Below are 19,181 nucleotides of genomic sequence, written 5' to 3' on the forward strand. Positions count from 1 at the left end.
CTAATGAAGTGCCGCGGCGCTCAACGCCGCCTCAAGGGGTACCGAATTGGCCACTTCGAAGACCCCGAGCCCACCGCCAATCGGAACAAGGACGGCAATGCTCACCCCCAGGGCGGTTCTGAGCAGCTCGCGTAGTTTTCGTTGTTTCTCCACCTCAACGCACCAACCTTTATCGATTCGTTATCTGTGCGTGTGAGCTTAAGATCCGCGGCTGCCAGGCAGATCCCCGTTGACTGCGTATCACCTGCCAGTCCCTGTGTGTTCGCGCCGGCACCCCAGCCGGGCTAGTTCATCGGGCTATTCGGCCGGGGTCGATTCCACGAGAATCGGGCCATCCACCGGGGCGACGACCCCGGCGTCAAAGGCGGCGAGCACACCCTTCGCATCATCTTTCGTAATTGCACCCGCCTCCACGGCCTTCTTGAGATCAGTCTCGAGGATCTGGCGGGAGCGGTACCTGTCCGATGCCACCGACAAGAGGCCGCGAGGAACCGATTCCGACGGGATCCCCAGTGCCTCTGCCAGCGAAACAATGCGGTCATTTTCAGCAGGGTCGAGCTGAACATCAACCGACTGATCCTGTGGGACGCCACCGTTGACCACCTGCTCCACGGTCAGTGCGCCCTCCGGCACCTGGTGCCGCTCTGTGGCCCACCAGCCTGCGCCGACGGCGGTGATGACAGCGATCACAACGAGGACCCACACGGCGATAAACTGCTTGGACTTCACGGCCACAACCTTAGACTTTTCTCACACCGCCGGCTTAATCCGCGCCAGGGCCAAAGGTCCCAAAAGAGGTACCGCGCGGGGGATGCGGCGAATCCAGGCGCTCGGACAGCGCATCAATGATGGACCGGATAGTTGACTCTGCGACGGAGCGATCGAGGCTGCTGCGGCGTGGGGTCTCTGGCTTCGGCTCAGGAGGGACAACGCGGGGCTTGTCGACGTCCAACCGCATCACCGTCCCCTCCACGCTCAGCGCGGCGGCGGGATCGCACCCGGCGGCTCGGGCGGCGGACAAGAATGCATCGAGATCAGCCAGCGTGGCAGCATTGAGATCGAGAGAAAGATTAAGGCTCATGGTGTTCTCCTTTTTAGGCTCCTTAAAGGGGCGCGGGACACTATCTGTTCACTTCCGCCTAAGGCTAACGGCTAATCACCTGATTGAACAGGGGCGTGCGTTAAGTTCAGGGATAGATCCGGGTTCACTCAGGGTGCGGGTCAGGGAGGATACACACCTGCCCACGCTGTGCTCTACTAATCGTGCTCGAATGACTCAGTCTCACCCCAAAACACCTCGTCGACTACCTTCCGGGCGTGCCGGGTGACTTTGAGGTAGTGCTCTAGGAATTGTTGGTTGCGCTCGGGCGCCCAGCCGGCCGCACCAGCCACCTGCGCCAGTTGAGGGCCCGGTGCCGGAAGCTGGTCCACACGCTTGCCACGCACCAATACCAGGGCGTTGCGGGCATCGGTGGCCAACAACCAGGCCTCTCGCAGCTCCTGCACTTGTTGGACTGGAATGACCTCGCTCTCCTCGAGGGCGTCGAGAACGCGCAGCGTGGAGGGATCATGGAGCGCCGGCACGTCGTGAGCATGCATCATCTGCAGCAGCTGGACGGTCCATTCGATATCGGTCAACCCGCCGCGCCCCAGCTTGGTATGGGTATTGCGGTCAGCGCCGCGCGGCAAACGCTCGTTATCAACGCGCGCTTTCATTCTGCGGATATCGCGGATGGTCTTCTCGCTCACGCCCTGCGGTGGATAGCGGAAGGCATCCACCATGGTGAGGAAACGTTGCCCGACGTCTTTGTCCCCCGCCACGAAAGCCGCGCGGAGTAGTGCCTGCATCTCCCAGGGTTCGCCCCACTGCGAGTAATAACGCTCATAGGACTCGATCGAGCGCACAACTGCTCCCGACCGACCCTCTGGTCGCAAGCCCAAATCAACGTCCAAGGGCGGATCCCCGGAAGGCTTTGCCAGACGGCGGCGCAGTTTCTCGATAATGCCAATTGCCCACGGCAGGGCTTCCTCTTCGGCATTGTCTTCGGTTGGCTCGGCCACCACGATGACATCGGCGTCCGAGCCAAAGCCCAGCTCCATGCCGCCGAGCCGCCCCATTCCAATCACGGCGATGCGGGCTGGTGGTTCGGCGTCATCGTTCTCCAGCCTCCAGGCCCTGACTTCGGCGCGCAGCGCGGCTTCCAGCACTGCATTCCAGATGGTGGACAGCTCAAAGCACACCTGCTGGACCGGCAAAAATCCCAGCAGATCCGCGGCAGCGATCCGCGCCAGCTCCGCGCGGCGAAGGGCTCGGGCTACCGACACGGCTTTGTCAGGGTCCGCGTGACGCTTGGTGGAATTAATCAAGGCGGAGGAAACTTGCGCCGGTTTGGTTTCCAATAGCTTGGGCCCTGCCGCGCCATCGGAGAGCTGCTTAACGACGTCCGGCGCGCGGATAATGAGCTCCGATGTAAATGGCGAGGTGCCCAATATCTTCATGAGGCGCTGGCCGACGACGCCTTCGTCACGAAGCATGCGCAGGAACCACGTTCGGTCGTAGGCCGCCTCAGACAGCTTGCGATAATTCAGCAGGCCCATGTCTGGATCGGCCGTGTTTGAGAGCCACTCCATCAAGGTCGGCAGCAGGATGGCCTGGATACGGGCCTTGCGTGACTGCCCAGCCGCCAGGGAGGTGAGGTGCTCGAAGGCGCGATCCGGGTGGCGATAGCCAAGTGCTGCCAGCTGCAAAAGCGCTGCTTCTCGCGACAATTTGAGCTCATCCGCAGACATCGACGCCACGGAATTCAACAGCGGGCGGTAGAACAAGCGCGAGTGCAGCTCAGAGATGAGCAGGCGAATTTTCCGCAGGTGGGCGTTCATCCGATCCGCTGCTGATTGATGCCCCTGTGGGTGAAATCCTGAATTGATGGCCAGCCACGTCAGCGCCTTGAGGTCATCTTTTTCCGGCAATGTGTGGGTACGGCGGAAGCGCTCCAACTGAAGGCGGTGCTCGAGCAAGCGAAGAAACTCATAGGCCTCGATGAGCTGGGTGCCATCTTCGCGTCCGACATACCCGGCGCGCACGAGCGCTGCGAGGGCATCGACCGTCGCCAGCGTGCGCAGCGATTCATCTGAGCGGCCATGAACCAATTGCAATAGTTGGACGGCGAATTCCACGTCCCGTAAGCCGCCCTCGCCGAGTTTGAGTTCGCGAAGGCGCATATCCTCCGGGACGTTGTCCAGCACTCGACGGCGCATAGCCTGGACGTCTTCCACGAAGGATTCCCTCTGCGATGCAGTCCACACCATGGGTCCGATCTGGTCGAGATAGTCCGTGCCCAAGGGCAAGTAGCCGGTCTGCGGCCGCGCTTTTAGTTGGGCTTGGAATTCCCACGTTTCCGCCCACCGCTTGTAGTAGGCCACGTGCGAATCCAGAGTTCGGACTAGTGCACCAGACTTGCCTTCCGGGCGCAGGTTGGCGTCGACCTCAAAGAAGCACGCCGAGCCGATTCGATTGAATTCTGACGCGAGACGGGTGATCCGTGGCGTTGCCTCCGAACCCACGAAGATCACGTCCACGTCGGAGATGTAGTTCAATTCGCCCGCACCGCACTTACCCATCGCGATGACTGCCAGCTGCGCATCGAGTGGCTGGTCCTCGTAGACCACTCGGACAGCACCGGCGAGCGCTGCCGTCAAGGAGGCGTCAGCGAGGGCCGTCGTCAGCCGCGTGATTTCACGGAAGCCCACCCGCGGCTGCGGCCGTGACTGTCCCTTGCGCGAATGGAAAGTCCCTGCGAGGTCATGAGCGGCGATGCGCATCATGAGCGTCCGGTAGGCCACCTTGAGCGATGCTTTGTGGTCTCCGGGAGCCGCTCGGTATGTGCCGGGAGAGGTCAGATCGGGGCTCGCGGTATCAGGACGAGTGGGCTGCTCGGCATACGTCGCCGGTTCCGCGCCTACCTCTTCCAACAAGGTGTGCAGCATTTCCGTGGGAGTCGGCAGCGGGCGCTGTAGCTCGCGCCAGGTCTCCGGGTGGGCGGCAAGGTGATCACCAAACGCCGAGGAGCCGCCCAACAGGGCCATCAAACGTACCCGGAAGGTTTCGTCTTCACGCATCGCCGGGCCGATCTCAGGCGCTGACTCGATGATCCTCATTAACGTATTGAGGGCCATATCGGGATCACCGGCCGCGGCCAGGGTCCACAGCAGCTCAAGGGACTCAGGATTATCCCACCCAAGGCGGGACAAGTCCTCCGCAGCAGTTGGCCGGGTAAGGCCAAGAGTTGCCGGGGACGGTACAGATGCTGGACGCATGCTTCTCCTAGAAATTCAGGTTGTTGCGCAACTCGAATGCGGTGATCTGCTGCTGATACTCGTGCCACTCATCCCACTTGGCGCGCAGGAAGTACTCAAAGACGTGCTCTCCTAGGACTTCCGCCATAAACTCAGAGCGCTCGAATTCACGGAGTGCCTGGTCCAAGCTGCTTGGCAGATCCTTGTACCCCATCGCGCGGCGCTCACGACGGGTCAGCTGATGGACGTCATCCTCGGCGGGATCACCAAGCTCATAGCCTTTCCTGATTCCGCGCAGGCCAGCGGCAAGCAACACCGCGTAGCCCAGGTAGGGGTTCATCGCTGAATCTAGTGAACGGATCTCAACGCGGCGCGACATTTCTTTGGAAAGACGATAGGTAGGAACTCGAACCAGCGCCGAACGGTTGGAGATTCCCCACGTCACTGATCCCGGGGCTTCGCTGCCAAACATCAGGCGCTTATAGGAGTTGGTCCACTGGTTGGTGATTGCGGTCATTTCCACAGCGTGTTCAAGGATGCCGGCGATAAACTGCCGCCCCGTACTGGAAAGTGAAATCTCATCGTCGGGGTCGTGGAAAGCGTTGGAATCTCCCTCGAAAAGGCTCAAGTGCGTGTGCATGCCCGAGCCAGAGCGATGCTCAAATGGCTTCGGCATGAATGTGGCGTGCACTCCTTGCTGGGAGGCAACCTCTTTAATGAGGTAGCGGAAAGTCATGATGTTGTCTGCCATGGACAGCACGTCGGCATGGCGCAGATCGATTTCCTGCTGCCCAGGTGAGGTTTCATGGTGGCTAAATTCCGTGGCAATGCCCATGGATTCCAGCGCGTACATCGACCGGCGCCGGAAACTCGGGGCGTTATCGTGCGTGGCTTGGTCGAAGTAGCCTCCGTTATCGGTGGCAATCAGGGTATTGATATCGCGGGCGTCTTCCAGAAGATAAAACTCAATCTCAGGAGAAGCCTTGCACGTAAACCCTTCATTGGCAGCCTCAGTAACCTGACGGCGCAGAATGTGGCGCGGGTCCACCAAGGAAGGTTGCCCATCGGGCTGGGTAATATCGCAGAACATGCGTGCCGAAAGAAGCTCTGGTTCTTCCTTGTCAAAGGGCATGATTTGGAAGGTTGAAGGGTCCGGCATTGCGATAGTGTCGGCCTCTGAGATGCGGGAGAACCCTTCCACCGAGGAACCATCGAAGCCAACACCTTCCTCAAAGGCAGATTCCAACTCTGAGGGGCTCATTACCACCGATTTCAGCGCCCCCAAGATGTCAGTAAACCAAAGGCGAATGAAGCGGATATCGCGTTCTTCAACTGTACGAAGGACGAATTCGTGTTGGCTGTTCATATTCTAAACCCTACCGCCGCGGGCCCAAGTAACGGCGGGAGTTGCAGCTTTTGCCCCCGCCCTTCCAACTATTGTCCCAGTTGGCAAGAGTATCTCGGGGGCAAATTTTTTCGACTCTTAGACCAGATATCAGTCTCACGTGCTTGAATGGCCTCACAACCGAACAGATGTACACATACAAACGGAACAGGAACAGCTATGAACAACCACCACGGAACCTTAAGCGCACGAGGACTCGAGCTCATTTGCCAAGCTGCCAGTCAAGGATGGTCACCTAAGGACTTACTCCACGTCCTAGGCAGCTTTTGCCACCCTCTTATTTATCGTGCCGCTGCCCATATTCCCGCGCAGATTAGTTCTACTGTGCTGCGCAAGGAATGGTTGAGCGTCTCCCCGCCTAACTCGATGACTATGTCGACCGATGACCTCATACGGCTCATTGACGCTACTTCCGCTCTGCCCCCGCTGCGTGACGTTGACGTGCTCGCAGCAGAGAAAACTAGTTCTCGGGCAAACCAAGACAGCAAAGAGAATCGGATCCGCAACAAGATCACCCAACTTCTGCGAAAGGCAGAATCCACTCCTTATGAAGAGGAAGCCAGTGCGCTCATTGCCAAAGCACAGAGCCTTCAACAACGGCACCGTCTCGATGAGGCACTCGCCGAATCCCCGGACACGGTGATGTCCACACGCATCCGTATCAGCGCACCCTATATCAACCACAAGACCACGCTTCTTAGCGTCATCGCGGATCGAAATGGATGCACCGTCCTCAAGCTTCACCCCATGGGAATCATCACCGTCTTTGGCGCCGAGGCGGACATTGATCATGTCAGCGACCTGTTCGCTTCCCTCCTGCGGCAGTGCGAATGGCACATGACTCATGGGGAGGCTGCCGACAACGCGCGATTACTCGGCAATGTGGCGTCGTTTCGCCGAAGCTTCATTTTGGCCTACGCCACCCGCATTGGGGAGCTTTTGGAGGAAGCGAACGCCTCATTGGCGCCTCACGACGAGAAACAGACAGACTCGGCTGCGGGCAGCAACGCCAAAAGGAAAAACGACGTAGCCCTCGCTCAGCGTTCTTTATCAGCGGTGGAAGTACGCAGACATAAGGCAGAAGCTTTAGCTGATCACCTCTTCCCTGATTCGCGAACCATCTCCTTAGCAATGAGGAACCATGCAGGGATGTCCGCAGGTGCAACTGCCGCGGAGAATTCCCACTTGGGTGGTGATTCCTCGGGCTTGGGTGGGCGCCGCCAACTCACCGGTTAAGGACCAGCAAGGGTTGGCACATTTGCACTATTAGCCAGGTAACCTAGAAGGCAGTGCAGAGGTTTTATACCTCTTCTTTTATCATTTCGCTCCCCGACGAAGGTGTGTACATGTCTCCAAAGACGTTTCTTGAAATCGAAGCCAAGTTCGCCGTGGATGAAACCACCCCGGTACCAGATCTCGCCCGCCTCGATGAGGTAGCCCGAGTCGCAGAAACTCGCCACCACTCGTTGTCGGCGATTTACTACGACACTGAGGATCTCCGCCTTACCCACGCGAAGATCACGCTGCGGCGCCGCACCGGTGGAAATGACGATGGCTGGCATATCAAAATTCCCGGCGCGGAAGGTCGTACCGAAATCCGAGCCGAACTCGGTGAACCCGTCGACGGCAAGTACGAAGTCCCGGCCGAACTCCTCCACCAGGTTCGTTCGGTGATCCGTAACCACCCGCTTGAACCCATTGCACAAGTGGACAACAACCGCACCGAATTGCTCCTCGTAAACACGGACGAGCAGCCTGTCGCTGAGTTCTGCGATGACCATGTCACCGCATTCTCTTTCCTACCAGGTGGCTCTCAGAGCACATGGCGCGAGTGGGAAGTAGAGCTCGCAGGAGAACTGCCCGGTACGAAGGAGGGCAGCGCGCTACTGCGTCATGCCACCTCCCTGTTGATCAGTTCTGGCGCGCGGGTTTCCTCCTCACCGTCCAAGCTGAAGTCAGCATTGGGGCAGTCCATCAACAATGTCGAGCTTCCCCCAGCACTCGCAACGTCTAACGTGGAGCCCGGCTCCCCCGCGGCGGCAGTCGTGGAGGCACTGCGAGCTAATCGGGATAAGCTCGTCGAGTTTGATCCGCGGGTACGCCGTGATGAGTGGGATTCCGTGCACCAAATGCGCGTTGCTACCCGCGAATTGCGCAGCCACCTTCAAACCTTCCACGGCATTGTCGTGGGCCCGGAGATCAAACGCTTAGAGTGCGATCTCAAGGAGCTTGCTGCCATGCTTGGCGTTGCTCGTGACGCCGAAGTTGTGGAAGAACGCTGGCAGAATCTCCTCGCATCGGAGGACTCCGATGTGCTTGATGAAGCCACCCGCGAACACATCGCACACGATATGGGCCGCGCTTACCGCCGCGCGCATCGTCGTGTCATCGCCGCTCTCGATTCTGACCAGTACCTGGCTCTGCTCGATGCGCTCGACGCATTCCTTTCCAACCCGCCAGTCGCCGCCGAGGATGCTTCGGTTGACGAAGACACCAGCGCCGGGGACAACGGTGCGGTGGAATCTGATTCCGCTGCCACAGCTTCCGCTGAACTATCTGAGCAGCAGGAGGCAGCGAAGGACTATGCGCCGAAGCACGCCAAACGTGATGAAGAAGAGTCCCACGATCTTGACACGGTGATGGCGCTGCACCTCAAGCAGGCCTATGACAAGCTGGTCAAGCGCCACAAGAAGGCTATCTCCAACTGGGATAACACCGAGCTGACGCTGCATGAGCGTGAAGAGTACTTCCACGATATGCGCAAGGCCGCAAAGAAACTGCGCTATGCAGCTGAGGCCGCTGGTTCAGCCACCACGCTAAAGACCAAGAACCTCTACAAGGCCTGCAAGCAGATGCAATCTGTCTTGGGAGACTTCCAGGATTCCGTGACATCTCGCGATAAGTTGCTCGAATTGGCAGAAACCGCACGCCGGCGTGGCGAGGATACCTTCGGCTATGGTCTGCTCTACCAGCGCGAGCGCGTCATCGGGTTGGAAGCACTCAACGCCTACTCGGACAGCTTTAAAGCCATCAAGTCCGCGTTTAAGCCGCTGCGCAAGAAGCTGCGCTAAGCCGCCGGCTCATCCTGCGTGGCTGTGTAGTTGTGCAGTCACCACAACGGCCCACACCATCGCCTGCTTGCGGTGGTGTGGGCCCGAGCTTTTCGCATCCGCCTCATGGCCGGCCATGAGACGTTTAGCTATCGCCTAGTTATCGTCTTCGGCGGCATCCTCAGCATCAGCCGCGGCGGTGCGGGCTTGCGCGATTTCAATAGCGCGCTCGGCTTCCTCGCGGGAATTGTAGGGGCCCATGCGGTTCTCCCAGCCGGACACCTTTCCCTGGGATACCTCACCGGTAGACGGGTCGTAGAACCACTTGTTGTCAGCCTCAGCCATAGTTTTCTCCGTTCTGTCGGGCAAGTAATCAGTGCACCCCACACTACAGACCGCCCGCGGGTCACGCCCGTTAGAATAGATTGGTCACCTACTCCTGCCTTTTCTTTTAGGCAGGCTTTCGCCACCAGCAAAGGAGAACCTTCCCGATGCCCCTGTGGACTGCCCCTTCGACCCCGGCCGTCGACCGCGTTCGCGCCGCACACCGCGAGAACGTGGGCGCTGATGCAGCTCATGTTGCCAGCGCCCCTGCCACCTGGGCACTCATCGGCGAGCACATCGATCACTACGGCGGCATCGCCATCATGGGCCTGGCCAACATCCGCGCGGCAGCAGCTGTCAGCCCCCGCAGCGACGGCCTGGTCAAGGTTCGCCTAGAGCACACCAACGGCGAGACCGTTGAAGACCAAATTTCCCTCGAGCAGGTCTCTTCCCTCGCCGCGGAGCAACAGCCCAGCGTCGATTCCGAAGGCCAGCCCATCGAACCCCCTGCACCCGAAGGGGCCATCGCCGCGCGCCTCGGCGGCATCATCTACACCATGATCAACCGCCAGCTCCTTACCCGCGAGACCGCCGGCGCCGATATCACCGTGGTCAACGACATCCCCGATTCGACCGGGCTCGGCGCCGCCGCAGCCATCGACATTGCCACAGCGCTAGCGTTGCTCGGCAACGCAGATGATCTGCATGATGCTCCGCTGCGTGCCCGCATCGCGGAGGTGTGTTCCCAAGCAGTTGGCACCTTCGCCCGATTCCCTGCGCTGCGCGCCCGCCACTCCGCCGCGCTGCGCGGCGCTGGTGAGTCCATCACCATCATCGACTACGCCGACGGCTCCGTCACCCAGGCACCGCACATGGTCAACAAAGACATCGCGGCTTTCGCGCTGGCCGTGCCAAGTGATGCCGATTCCTTAGAAGCCGTCGCAGAGATTCGCACCCGCGAGCGATTCATCGACGCCGCCTGCCGCGCCTTCGGCACGCCTTCGCTGCGCCTGTTGCCGGATGCACCCCAACGCGTCCTCGAGTGGCTCGCCGCTGTCCACAAGGTGCACGGCACCGAGAATCAGCCGACCATCGCGCAAGCCACCGCGTGGCTGACCTTCTACTCAGAGGAAACCGAGCGCGCCGAAGGAGTTGCCCGCGCTTTGCGCTCGCGCCGCGGCACCGAGCTTTTCCCGCTCCTCACGCAGTCGCAGTCAGCCTTGTCCACCGTGTATGAATTCAGCTCCGCGGAGAAACTCGCGCAGCTGGCCACCGCGCGCGGCGCCGTCGCGGCACGCTCCGCCCACGCGGGCACGTCCTCCGCGGTCATCGCCTACGTGCCGAGCACCAAGGCCGCAAACTTTGCGGCCGACTTGGCCGAGGACGGCCTGCTTGTCGTCCCGCTTACTGCCGGAAGCCCAGCAATCACCGAGGACTAGTCCGCCGGCCACGCGAAGAGCACATCGCGCTCCTCAACGTCGGCCTTGACCAAGGACACCATCGTCTCCTTGCCGGTCTCCGGGTGGCCTACGGCCTGCCCCATCACCGGCGGGTCTAGGACGAAGAGGCGCGCCTTCTCGCGCTGTTCCCCGCCATCAACCACCACGGCTTCGAAGTTGGTGCCTACCCACGGCGCCAAGACCGTCGCCTCCGTAAGGTTCAAACAGGCCTTATCCACCTGGGAGGCCAGCTGCGATGTCGAGCGCATCGTGGAAATGACATCCCCGGCGCGCTCACGCACCCACTGCGGAACCTCGTAGCCGCCGCTGAGCGCCAGGCAGACCTCCGTGGCAAAGCGGTCAACTAAACGCCGCAACGGGGCCGTCACGTGTGCATAGTAGCCGCCGATTCCCGCGTGCACGTCCGCCTGGGCATCCTCCAGCCACACGTAGTCAGCACCACGAAGCAAACGCTGGGCCTCGCGCATCACCGCCATCCCGCGCGGCGAATCCGCGTCCACGGAATGCAGGAATTCAGAGATGCTGCTCTCCCCCAGCTCAAAACCCAGGGCCTCCGCCTCAGAGCGGAAGGTGGCCTCAGCCTCCGGGGTGGCCGCCGATAGGGTGCGCAGGAAACCAACTCCATGTGATTCCATCAGCCGCCCCGCGCACATCCCGGTGAGCAGGGAAATCTCCGAGTTATAGTCCATCACCTCATGGCGCGGCTCCATGACCAGCTCGTAATGGCCTTTCTCCCCATCGCTGCTTTCGGATACGCGCTGCGAGGGAATGCGCAAGTTGATCGCCTCGCGGCGCAGCGAGGAAGCCTGGCGCAGCTTTCCCACCTCCGGCAGCAAGGCGATGGAGGAATGCAGCGTGCCCTTCTCCAAGTCGGCGTGCACTTGGTCGTAGTCCAGCCGCGCGTGGCTGCGCACAAGCGCGCGCTCCACCAAGAAGTCCTCCACCTCACCTGCGGAGTCAAGGTCAAAGGTCCAGAGGACGGCGGGGCGGTCGACGTCGGCAAGCAGCGAAGCCCTATCTTCGGAGAGCTCTGCCGGGTGCAGCCGCGCCGGCTCATCGGGCAGGTAAATGGTCTGGCCGCGCTTGAGGGATTCCTGCTCCAGTGCGGAGCCCGGTTCGATGAACGCGGCGACATCCGCGATGGCATAGAGCACGCGGTAGCCGCCATCGCGCGCCTCGATGAACACGGCCTGGTCCAAGTCCATGGAGCCGGCCGGATCAATTGTTACCAGCGGGATGTCCCGGGCATCGCGGCGCTGCTCGGCATAGCGGTCCTGCGCGGAGGCGGCCTGTGCGGTGACGTTCTCCGGGAAATCTGTCGGAACGGAAAACTCCTCGGCGATGGGCCGAAAGTCCAAGGGCGCGGCATATAGTTTCATGCCGCCCCATTGTTCCAAAAAATAAAAGTGTGGGTGCGAATGAGCCAACCTATAAGCCGGATTCTGTGCCGCGCACGCGGCGCGGTGGCAAACATCCATCCAGGCCAACCGTTGCCAGTTGGCTCAAGCAGCTACCTTCAGGCTTCGGCGAGCAACCTACTAACGCCTGATCGGGCCCGCTAGCGTGGCGGGCCGTGATGCCTTGCTCCCAGTGGGGTTTACCCAGCCACCGCCATCGCTGACAGTGCTGGTGCGCTCTTACCGCACCCTTTCACCCTTACCGCTTCCCCACGCTGCGCCGAAACGCGGTGGAGGTACGCGGCGGTCTACTTTCTGTTGCACTTTCCCGCGGGTCACCCCGGGTTGCTGTTAGCAACCACCGTGCTCTGTGGAGTCCGGACTTTCCTCGGCCCGCGCCTAGTCCCACAAAGGGGCCGGTTCGACGGAACGCGTTTGCCCGGTCGGCTCATTCGCGCCTGTTAGTTTATCGCAGCGCGCCCAGATGCCCCACATCGTTGAAACGGTGCAGGGTGCTGCCGCCGTCGAAGAACTCGACCTCACTCACGGAAGCCAGCTCCAGGAAGAGGTGGTTGGGCGTTTGCGGTCCGGAATCGAGAGCCTGGCGCACGAAGGATTTGATGGGGTTGACGTGGGAGACCACGAGAACGGTCTGCCCCGCATAGCGCTGCTGCAGCTCGCGGCGCGCAGCACTCACGCGGCGGTGCACGGCGCGCTGGGACTCCCCGCCCGGGCAGGCCACGGACGTATCCTTCAACCAACGCGCGTGGAGCTCGGGGTCGGCGGCGTCGGCTTCGGCGAAGGTCTTACCTTCCCAGCGCCCGAAGTCCACCTCGATGAGGTCCTCGACGGTTTCCACGCGCAGCTCACGGCCCTCCACCACGGCCGCAGCCGTCTGCTGGCAGCGGCGCAGCGGGGAGCACACGACGGCATCGATGTGGGTATCGGCCAGGGCTTGCGCTGCGGCGAGCGCTTGCTTCTTGCCCAGCTCGGTCAGCTCGGGGTTTGCGCGCCCAGAGTACTGCTTGGCGGCGGACATTGCCGTTTGCCCGTGGCGCAGCAGGATGAAGCGGGTGGCCTGTCCGGTCTCGGGGCGCCAGTCGGCTGCGGTAGAGGACGCCGTGCTTGGCGACGTCTCCCCTGCCTCCGACTCAGCCGCAGTGCCAGCGGCGGCAGGCTCAGGCGCGTTATCCGAGCCGCCTACGACACCCACGGGCTCGCCCTTCGCGGCGGCATCCATGGCGACGTTGGAGAGCTCATCGGCCACCGAGTTCTTGGCGCGCGGGACCCACTCGAGGCTGAAGCGCGGAATCTGGTTCAACAGGCGGCGAGCCTCGACGGCCAGCTTCTGCATATCCGGGTGCTTGATCTTCCAGCGCCCGTTCATCTGCTCCACCACGAGCTTGGAGTCCATATAGAACTCCACCTCGTCTGCGCCCAGCTCCACCGCTGCCTCCAGGCCGCGCAGCAACCCGTGGTATTCGGCCACGTTATTCGTGGACTTCTGGCCCACAACGTAGGCGATTTCTTTGAGCAGTTGCGAGCGGTCCGCGTTGTAGACCGCGGTGCCAGAACCGGCTATCCCGGGGTTGCCGCGGGAGCCGCCATCAGCAAAGATGACTAGCTTCATGAGGCAGGGCGCACCAGGTAGGAGCCGCAGTCGCTGCACTGCGGAACCTCGTCCGCAGCAGCGTTGCGCACCGCGTTCTGCTCGGCCGGCGGCAGCACGATGAAGCAACCGCCGCAACCGCGCCCGGTGAAAGCCGCAGCGCCCACGCCGTTTTCTTCGCGCACGGTCTCGTACTCCTCCAGGACATCCGCGGGCAGCTGCTCGCGCAGCTCGCCGATGCGCACCTGCGGGTCCGGTCGGTTCGCCGCGGCCTCCTGGGCGGCCTCGGCCGCGCGCTTGAGCACTTCGAGCTTGCGCTCGGAATCGGAGACCTTGGCGCCGTGGACATCCAGGTTGGCGCGCAGAGCGTGGATTTCGTTGTGGGCTTCCTGTAGCTCGCTCATGAGATCCGCGATGCGGGACTTGGCCGCGTAGAGATCGTGCTCTAGGTCCTTGCGGGTCTCCGGGTCGGTCGCAGCACCAAGCTGCGCCTTGTCATCGCGCTCGCGCTGGCGTAGCTTGCGCTCGTCAGCCTGGATGCGCAAGATTTCCAGTTCCATATCGTCGACGGCGAGCTGGGCGGAGCCGGAGGCGTCGACAAGCCGGGCGTGTGCGGCCTGAGCCTTCTCGTACTCCTCTTGCTCCGGGATGGTGGTTGCCCCACCTAGCGCCTGGGAGCGCTCGAGGGTGGCCAGCTCCAGCAGGATGCTCTGCAGGTCCTGTGGCAGTTTCATTTAGTTCTCCTTATGCGCAGAAATCGTCCATGGGTCGGTGCGGACATCGATGATCTCGGTGTTCACGCGCAATGCGTCCTCCACAATATCGCGCGCTTGGGCAGTCCAGGGAAACTCGCTGGCCCAGTGAGCGGTATCCACCACCGCCGGGCCCTCCGGCTCCGCCAGGTGCGCGGCGCGCAGGTGCTCATCCACCGGGTGGTGGCGCAAATCGGAGGTGACGTAGACGTCCACGCCGAGCGCTGCCGCCTGGTCCAGGAAGGAATCCCCCGAGCCACTGGAGACGGCAACTTTCTTCACCATGCGCTCCGGATCGCCGGCCGCGCGCACTCCCCATTCGGTTTCCGGAAGGGCATCGGCCACGCGCTGGGTGAATTCGCGCAGAGTCACCGGCTGCTCAAGCTCGCCCACGCGCCCTAGCCCTAAGGCCTCGTCGAGGTTCTCATAGGGCTCCACCGGGACGATGGGGCGGCCAGACGTGATGCCGACGAGCTCGGCCAACTTATCGTTAACCCCCGGGCGGGCTTTATCCGCGTTGGTGTGCGCGGCCAACAAGGCCACGCCACCCCGGATCAGCGTGTGGATGACCTTGCCCTTCGGGGTATCCGCCGCCACCGAAGTCACCCCGCGCAGCAGCAGCGGGTGGTGCACCACGAGCATCTGCGCGCCGAGCTCGACGGCCTTGTCTGCCACCTCCTGGGTGCAGTCCAAGGCGAAGGCCACGGTGCTCACCTCGTCCGCGGGGTCACCGCACACCAGGCCAACGGCATCCCAGGACTCGGCCAGCTGCGGCGGGTAGGCCTCGTGGATTACGCGGCGGATCTCGCCAACGGTCGTTCGTTCTGCCATCTCATATGCTCCTTGTTGGCTTGAGGTTTCACGTCAGTCGCGTCGCTGCTATATCCTAGCTTTCGTTCGCCAGCGCACCCCTCTAGCTTAAGGAGCCTTTGCATGACGCCTCCGGAGAACGACAACCAGCTCCACATCGTCTTCGTGTGCACGGGCAACATTTGCCGCTCACCCATGGCGGAAATCATTACACGCGACGCCATGGAGACCGACATGCTCGATCTCCTCGCGCGAGTTTCTTCCTGCGGCCTCGGCGGCTGGCACGTGGGCCAGGGCGCGGATGAGCGCGCCGTGGCTGAGCTGCGCCGCGGCGGCCACGATGGCGCCGGCCACCAGGCCGCCCAGCTGGGTCCGGATCATATGGACGCGGACCTCTTCGTGGCCATGGACACCGGCCACCGCGATGCCCTCATCGAGCGCGGCATCCCGGAAGACAAGGTGCGCCTCATGCGCAGCTTCGATCCGAACTCACCGGAGGATGCCAGCGTGGAGGATCCTTTCTACGGCACGGAGGAGGACTTCGCCCGCACCCGCAGTGAGATCGATGCTTCCGTTCCGGGGCTGCTCGACTGGATTAAAGAAAACCACGGCTAGATAATTCTGCGCGGCTACTAGACTGGTCATCATGCTTAAGACATTCCTCAAGCCTGGGTGGGTGCTCTCTCTCATCTTCATCGTCGCGTTTTCCTATTTGTCTTTCACGGTGCTCGCTCCGTGGCAGCTGAATAAGGACGCGCAGATTGTGGAGCGCAACCACCTCATTGAGGAGGCCTACGACGCCGACCCCCAGCCGGTCACCGAAGTCTTTTCTGCTGATGGCTCCCTGCACAAGGAGTGGGAACGCGTGGAGCTAACCGGCCACTACCTCTCAGAAGATGAGGTGCTCCTGCGCCTGCGCCCGGTGGAATCCGCCCCGGGATTCCAATCGCTGGTCCCCTTTGAAACCGAGTCTGGTGAGACGTTCCTGGTCAACCGCGGCTGGATGCCCACGGATGAGGGCAACTCCGTCCCCCACATCGCCCCGGCCCCGCAGGGCAAGGTCACCATCGTGGCCATGGCGCGCTACGACGAGCGCAAGCACACCTCCGCACCCATTGAGGAACAGGGTTATACGCAGGTCTACTCCATCAATACGGAGCAGATTGCAGAGCTTGTCGACGTCCCCCTCGCCCACGACTACCTCCAACTCTCCCCCGAGCAGCCAGGTGAGCTGCATGCGCTGCCGGTTCCAAAGCTGGACCGCGGCAACCACTTGTCCTATGGCTACCAGTGGATTGCCTTCGGTGTGATGGCGCCGCTGGGGTTTGCCTACTTCGTGTGGTCCGAGATCCGGGAGCGCCGCCGCGCCCGCGATGAGGATGCCCTGATTGCTGAGGCCACTGCGGCCGCCACCGGCGCCGGCTCCCCCGATACGGCTGCGGGCGTCGAAAGCTCCGAACACAAGGATCCTTCCGGCGAGGACTCTGATGCTACGACGCCTGCTGCCCCGCCTTCGACGCCTGCGGCTGCCACGCAGCCTTCGCGCCGCTCCCGCTCACGCTATGGCTCCGCCAAGCCGGACTTCTACGAGAAGATCCGTGAGCGCGGTCAGGAGCGCTACTAGCACCTGAATATTAGTGAGCTCAAGTTTCCTTCGTCCCCTGCTCAAGCGCAGTAGACTGCAATAACTAGAGTTACCAACTACCAAGTATCACTAGGGCTTATACCGAGTTCCTACTTGGATTCTCACCATTTGTACATATGAACAAGAAATTAAAGTTTAAGAACTTCCTCGCTTGGGGCGGAATCATTTTCGGCGCACTGATAGTCGTAGGAAGTATAGCCTCAGGATCTTTTCGAAGCTTTGCTGGAGGACTCTTCATAGGCCTAGCCTTCGTCCTTCCTAGTGCTTGGTATCTGTTACACCAACGGCGAGAGATTAATGGTGCCGCCCCGCTTAAACGCCACTGGGGCATCATTACAGCAATTGCAATTCTCTCAGCTCTCGTCGGAGGACTAATTGCTCCCAGTTCTCCTCGTACGAGTCAAGAAGATTCCAGCGAACATCTGACTGAGCCAGAAACCTCGACCCAGCCAGCGGGCCCCAAGACCACCGAAGAGTCGCCCACAACTAGCACCCCGCCGAAGCAAATTGATCGATGTGAACCCATTGATGGGGCTAAAAATACATTTTTCACTGATGGCTCACACGGCTGGACAGAAGACTGCGACAACGAGATTCGTGCTGCAGAAGAAGAGCGACGCAAACAAGAGGAAATTGTGGAGTCCCAACGGCGTCAGACCGAGCAAGAAGCAGCTGAGGCTGAACAGCAACGTTTACAGCAGGAGCTCGAAGAACAACAGCAGATTGAGCAACAGCCGGCGCCTCAGCTTGATCAGCCGCCAGCTGATTTGAATTTTAGAAGCTGCAAGGAAGCCCGAGAAGCAGGCTATTCTCATATGACTGCGGGAAGCCCCGGCTATAGTCGACGCCTAGACCGCGACGGCGACGGTATCGCTTGTGACAAGGTCGGTTAGAGAAAGGGACGCACTGATCAAGGCATCCCTAACGACTTCGCCTTACATGTGCTTGAGGCTTTCCTGTTCAAGCTCCGTGTAGCGCCACCTAGGATTGGGCGCACTTCTGGAGAAAAGTAGTTTGAAACCTGACTTAGGCCATGGGTGGGTGAGCAACGTCACTCTTGACACTGTTACCTGTTGGTTTTCGTCGGTGGGGAGGAATTTTTCCGCACTAAGTGGGTAGTGTCGGGGGTGTTCAGTAGTCTGATTTTTGTGAGTCCTTATATTCGCACCGTTAAGACCGCTTCTGGGGCGATGGCGGTGCAGGTGGTGTTCTCTGAACGCAAAGGTGCGAAAAGGATGAAGCATATCGGCTCAGCGCATTCAGAGTCTGAGCTTGCGCTTTTACGCGCTGAAGCTCAACGCATCGTCGATGGTGACCAACTCGCAATGGACTTCGGCGAGGCTACACACACCCCACCGGCAACAGGCAGCGTTTCCAACCCGCTGCCGGTAGTCGGTCAGCGGGCCGGATATTTGCTGGACTGTATTGATGCGTGTTTCAACGAGTTAGGCCTTGCTGCAGCAACCGGTGATGATCCGGTGTTTCGGGATCTGGTGCGCGCTCGGTTGATTAATCCTGGCTCAAAGTTTGATTCGATCGAAACCCTTGCTGAAGTTGGGGTGACAAGCGCAAGCTATCGCACCATCCAGAGGCGTCTTGCCTCCTTCGCTACCGAATCGTTCGGGGAGATACTAACCCAAGCGTTGGCCCATCATGCAGGCATTGGGCCAGGCGCATTCATCTTGTACGACGTGACCACCTTGTACTTTGAAACCGATACTGCTGATGAGCTTCGCAAACCCGGGTTTTCTAAAGAGCGCCGCCTAGAGCCGCAAATCCTTGTCGGGCTGCTTACTGATGCCACTGGGTTTCCACTGCATGTGGGCGCGTTTGCTGGCAATTCGGCAGAAACCCACACGATGCTGCCGATGATCACACGGTTCCAAGAGGCCTACCAACTCGACGAGGTTACCGTCGTTGCTGATGCGGGCATGTTTTCCGCGGCGAACAAGCAAGCACTCATCGATGCAGGCCTGCACTACATCTTGTCGGTGAAAACCCTCACCGTGCCTGAGGTGATCGAAACCTGGCGGCGAGAAAACCCCGGTGAAGACTACACCCACGGCCAGATCTGGACGCAAGCCTCGGCAAGTGATGGGCGCAAACACGCTACCCCAAATTCGGTGACCCACTTCCAGTACTCCCATGATCGGGCTAGACGCAGCCTGCGCGGAATCAAAGAGCAAGTCGCAAAAGCCAAACGTGCTGTTGACGGCGATATCGCAATCAAGCGCAACCGCTATATTGATCTTTCCGCCCCGAATAAGAAGGTTAACTACGCTCTTGCTGCCAAGCACCGAGCCCTGGCCGGAATTAAAGGCTATGAAACCGACCTGACTACTCTTCCCGCTAGTGAGGTTATCGGGCATTACCGCAGGCTGTTCAACATTGAGAAATCATTTCGGATGTCGAAATCAGACCTGAAAGCACGCC

General features: G+C 60.8%; 17 protein-coding genes and 1 other RNA gene. 8 read left to right on the forward strand and 10 right to left on the reverse strand.

Annotated elements, in window-relative coordinates; genetic code table 11:
• Positions 1-3: 3 nt before the first annotated feature.
• Positions 4-135 (forward strand): hypothetical protein, encoded by a 132-nt coding sequence (locus HMPREF2967_RS13495; RefSeq protein WP_255365899.1) that lies wholly within the window; start codon positions 4-6, stop codon positions 133-135.
• Positions 136-297: 162 nt separating this feature from the next.
• Here the strand turns inward: HMPREF2967_RS13495 and HMPREF2967_RS12125 are convergent, their stop codons facing one another.
• From HMPREF2967_RS12125 to HMPREF2967_RS12140, 4 genes are all read right to left on the reverse strand, one after another.
• Positions 298-729: a hypothetical protein gene (locus HMPREF2967_RS12125; RefSeq protein WP_227485674.1), complete on the reverse strand. Its 432-nt coding sequence runs from the start codon at positions 727-729 to the stop codon at positions 298-300.
• A gap of 34 nt (positions 730-763) precedes the next feature.
• Complete coding sequence (locus tag HMPREF2967_RS12130) at positions 764-1,081, reverse strand: hypothetical protein (protein ID WP_070519746.1); 318 nt, start codon at positions 1,079-1,081, stop codon at positions 764-766.
• Between the two features lie 176 nt (positions 1,082-1,257).
• The gene (locus HMPREF2967_RS12135) at positions 1,258-4,317 is read right to left on the reverse strand and encodes a bifunctional [glutamine synthetase] adenylyltransferase/[glutamine synthetase]-adenylyl-L-tyrosine phosphorylase (RefSeq protein WP_070686730.1); all 3,060 of its coding nucleotides are present in this window, start codon (positions 4,315-4,317) and stop codon (positions 1,258-1,260) included.
• Positions 4,318-4,324: 7 nt separating this feature from the next.
• A complete protein-coding gene (locus HMPREF2967_RS12140; RefSeq protein WP_070561987.1) occupies positions 4,325-5,662 on the reverse strand; it encodes a glutamine synthetase family protein in 1,338 nt (445 codons plus the stop codon).
• Between the two features lie 411 nt (positions 5,663-6,073).
• On the opposite strand from HMPREF2967_RS12140, the gene HMPREF2967_RS12145 reads away from it, so the two are divergent.
• Together HMPREF2967_RS12145 and HMPREF2967_RS12150 are read left to right on the forward strand one after the other, a co-directional pair.
• Positions 6,074-6,937: a DUF2786 domain-containing protein gene (locus HMPREF2967_RS12145; RefSeq protein WP_232770864.1), complete on the forward strand. Its 864-nt coding sequence runs from the start codon at positions 6,074-6,076 to the stop codon at positions 6,935-6,937.
• Positions 6,938-7,047: 110 nt separating this feature from the next.
• Positions 7,048-8,772: a CYTH and CHAD domain-containing protein gene (locus HMPREF2967_RS12150; RefSeq protein ID WP_070519737.1), complete on the forward strand. Its 1,725-nt coding sequence runs from the start codon at positions 7,048-7,050 to the stop codon at positions 8,770-8,772.
• 135 nt (positions 8,773-8,907) lie between these two features.
• Here the strand turns inward: HMPREF2967_RS12150 and HMPREF2967_RS12155 are convergent, their stop codons facing one another.
• Positions 8,908-9,096, reverse strand: coding sequence for a hypothetical protein (locus HMPREF2967_RS12155; protein ID WP_070519735.1), 189 nt, complete (start codon positions 9,094-9,096; stop codon positions 8,908-8,910).
• Between the two features lie 146 nt (positions 9,097-9,242).
• Between HMPREF2967_RS12155 and HMPREF2967_RS12160 the strand changes: the two genes are divergently transcribed.
• On the forward strand, positions 9,243-10,514 hold the full coding sequence (locus tag HMPREF2967_RS12160; protein WP_070519733.1) for a galactokinase family protein: 1,272 nt from the start codon (positions 9,243-9,245) through the stop codon (positions 10,512-10,514).
• Here HMPREF2967_RS12160 and HMPREF2967_RS12165 read toward each other — a convergent pair.
• The 5 genes from HMPREF2967_RS12165 to HMPREF2967_RS12185 form a co-directional block, all read right to left on the reverse strand.
• Positions 10,511-11,914 carry an RNB domain-containing ribonuclease gene (locus HMPREF2967_RS12165; RefSeq protein ID WP_070686732.1) on the reverse strand — a complete coding sequence of 468 codons (1,404 nt, stop codon included), beginning with the start codon at positions 11,912-11,914 and terminating at the stop codon, positions 10,511-10,513. The two genes, HMPREF2967_RS12160 and HMPREF2967_RS12165, sit on opposite strands and share 4 nt — an antisense overlap.
• Positions 11,915-11,950: 36 nt before the next feature.
• An RNA gene (gene rnpB / locus HMPREF2967_RS12170) (RNase P RNA component class A) lies at positions 11,951-12,383 on the reverse strand.
• A 15-nt stretch (positions 12,384-12,398) separates the two neighbouring features.
• Positions 12,399-13,562: a bifunctional RNase H/acid phosphatase gene (locus HMPREF2967_RS12175; protein WP_070686734.1), complete on the reverse strand. Its 1,164-nt coding sequence runs from the start codon at positions 13,560-13,562 to the stop codon at positions 12,399-12,401.
• Positions 13,559-14,275 carry a zinc ribbon domain-containing protein gene (locus HMPREF2967_RS12180; RefSeq protein WP_070519727.1) on the reverse strand — a complete coding sequence of 239 codons (717 nt, stop codon included), beginning with the start codon at positions 14,273-14,275 and terminating at the stop codon, positions 13,559-13,561. Before HMPREF2967_RS12180 ends, HMPREF2967_RS12175 begins: the two co-directional genes overlap by 4 nt.
• The gene (locus HMPREF2967_RS12185; RefSeq protein ID WP_070686736.1) at positions 14,276-15,124 is read right to left on the reverse strand and encodes a Nif3-like dinuclear metal center hexameric protein; all 849 of its coding nucleotides are present in this window, start codon (positions 15,122-15,124) and stop codon (positions 14,276-14,278) included.
• 102 nt (positions 15,125-15,226) lie between these two features.
• Between HMPREF2967_RS12185 and HMPREF2967_RS12190 the strand changes: the two genes are divergently transcribed.
• From HMPREF2967_RS12190 to HMPREF2967_RS12205, 4 genes are all read left to right on the forward strand, one after another.
• Positions 15,227-15,718, forward strand: a complete 492-nt coding sequence (locus HMPREF2967_RS12190) for a low molecular weight protein-tyrosine-phosphatase (protein WP_070519723.1) — start codon at positions 15,227-15,229, stop codon at positions 15,716-15,718.
• Positions 15,719-15,749: 31 nt separating this feature from the next.
• The gene (locus tag HMPREF2967_RS12195) at positions 15,750-16,727 is read left to right on the forward strand and encodes an SURF1 family cytochrome oxidase biogenesis protein (RefSeq protein ID WP_070686738.1); all 978 of its coding nucleotides are present in this window, start codon (positions 15,750-15,752) and stop codon (positions 16,725-16,727) included.
• 137 nt (positions 16,728-16,864) lie between these two features.
• The gene (locus tag HMPREF2967_RS12925) at positions 16,865-17,641 is read left to right on the forward strand and encodes an excalibur calcium-binding domain-containing protein (RefSeq protein WP_083312626.1); all 777 of its coding nucleotides are present in this window, start codon (positions 16,865-16,867) and stop codon (positions 17,639-17,641) included.
• A 234-nt stretch (positions 17,642-17,875) separates the two neighbouring features.
• A partial coding sequence (locus tag HMPREF2967_RS12205; RefSeq protein ID WP_083312627.1) for an IS1634 family transposase occupies positions 17,876-19,181 on the forward strand: 1,306 nt, incomplete at its 3' end.

Source organism: Corynebacterium sp. HMSC059E07 (assembly GCF_001814395.1).
Lineage (GTDB): Bacteria > Actinomycetota > Actinomycetes > Mycobacteriales > Mycobacteriaceae > Corynebacterium > Corynebacterium hesseae.

What these genes read in the sequence shown, in the direction of transcription:
- HMPREF2967_RS13495 (WP_255365899.1), top strand. Translation starts at nt 4, where the DNA reads ATGAAGTGCCGCGGCGCTCAACGCCGCCTCAAGGGGTACCGAATTGGC.
- HMPREF2967_RS12130 (WP_070519746.1), bottom strand. Translation starts at nt 1,081, where the DNA reads ATGAGCCTTAATCTTTCTCTCGATCTCAATGCTGCCACGCTGGCTGAT.
- HMPREF2967_RS12135 (WP_070686730.1), bottom strand. Translation starts at nt 4,317, where the DNA reads ATGCGTCCAGCATCTGTACCGTCCCCGGCAACTCTTGGCCTTACCCGG.
- HMPREF2967_RS12140 (WP_070561987.1), bottom strand. Translation starts at nt 5,662, where the DNA reads ATGAACAGCCAACACGAATTCGTCCTTCGTACAGTTGAAGAACGCGAT.
- HMPREF2967_RS12145 (WP_232770864.1), top strand. Translation starts at nt 6,074, where the DNA reads ATGTCGACCGATGACCTCATACGGCTCATTGACGCTACTTCCGCTCTG.
- HMPREF2967_RS12150 (WP_070519737.1), top strand. Translation starts at nt 7,048, where the DNA reads ATGTCTCCAAAGACGTTTCTTGAAATCGAAGCCAAGTTCGCCGTGGAT.
- HMPREF2967_RS12155 (WP_070519735.1), bottom strand. Translation starts at nt 9,096, where the DNA reads ATGGCTGAGGCTGACAACAAGTGGTTCTACGACCCGTCTACCGGTGAG.
- HMPREF2967_RS12160 (WP_070519733.1), top strand. Translation starts at nt 9,243, where the DNA reads ATGCCCCTGTGGACTGCCCCTTCGACCCCGGCCGTCGACCGCGTTCGC.
- HMPREF2967_RS12165 (WP_070686732.1), bottom strand. Translation starts at nt 11,914, where the DNA reads ATGAAACTATATGCCGCGCCCTTGGACTTTCGGCCCATCGCCGAGGAG.
- HMPREF2967_RS12175 (WP_070686734.1), bottom strand. Translation starts at nt 13,562, where the DNA reads ATGAAGCTAGTCATCTTTGCTGATGGCGGCTCCCGCGGCAACCCCGGG.
- HMPREF2967_RS12180 (WP_070519727.1), bottom strand. Translation starts at nt 14,275, where the DNA reads ATGAAACTGCCACAGGACCTGCAGAGCATCCTGCTGGAGCTGGCCACC.
- HMPREF2967_RS12185 (WP_070686736.1), bottom strand. Translation starts at nt 15,124, where the DNA reads ATGGCAGAACGAACGACCGTTGGCGAGATCCGCCGCGTAATCCACGAG.
- HMPREF2967_RS12190 (WP_070519723.1), top strand. Translation starts at nt 15,227, where the DNA reads ATGACGCCTCCGGAGAACGACAACCAGCTCCACATCGTCTTCGTGTGC.
- HMPREF2967_RS12195 (WP_070686738.1), top strand. Translation starts at nt 15,750, where the DNA reads ATGCTTAAGACATTCCTCAAGCCTGGGTGGGTGCTCTCTCTCATCTTC.
- HMPREF2967_RS12925 (WP_083312626.1), top strand. Translation starts at nt 16,865, where the DNA reads ATGAACAAGAAATTAAAGTTTAAGAACTTCCTCGCTTGGGGCGGAATC.